Annotated in this window: 1 protein-coding gene; it reads right to left on the minus strand. The window is 23.6% G+C overall.

Annotated features, from left to right (window positions below):
- Positions 1-717: hypothetical protein (locus CD122_RS11690; protein WP_169926527.1), on the minus strand; the 717-nt coding region annotated here is incomplete at its 3' end.
- Positions 718-774: the final 57 nt, after the last annotated feature.

Here is a 774-nt window from a genome sequence, read left to right on the forward strand (position 1 = left end):
CATGTATATAGAGATTTTAATTATATTAGAGACTTCTCCGATGTGCATTATATTGGAGATAAGATTTCTAATATGCTCTTGGTTATTTTTTATAATTGTTATAACCCAAAAAAGAATAAGTAACAAACAGGGAATAAGTGAGATTCTCAAATACGAAAAATTTTTGTTACCTAACATATAAAAAAGTGAAATAGAAAGTCGCAATTGAACAGCAAAAACATATAAAACACAAGAAAATAGCGATAATAAAAATATTGTGTAAAAAGAGTATTTATTGAATATAGACGTTGTCGCAAAAAAGGCTATGTAGCTAATTGGATATAAACATATAATTTTAACTATACTGATATTTAAAATTTTTATTATATCGAGAAATATTTGGGTTTTCTTTGATGTTTTTCTATAAATCCATTTATCATCATTTAAGTGGAAGTTTTTAATACTTATTTTTAAGTCAACAACTACCAATCTATAAGTAACAAAAAATAAAATTATTATTATTAATATTGGAGGGATATGCCCTTCCAATCCTAAAATAAAGAGGTTTAGTATAATTGATAAAAAAACAGAGAGTGCAAAAATAACTATGCAAAGGAGCATGCTTACCTCTTTTACTTTTCTAAAGGATAAATTAATATTACTTTTAAAAATATCAAAATAAGTTTTTCTTATATAATTAATCAGCCATATATATATATAATCAATAATAATCATCATACGCATTCTCCTTTAAAGGTCTTTTATATTTATATCATATAGTGTACCATATAGACA

The organism is Staphylococcus rostri, assembly GCF_002902145.1.
Lineage (GTDB): Bacteria > Bacillota > Bacilli > Staphylococcales > Staphylococcaceae > Staphylococcus > Staphylococcus rostri.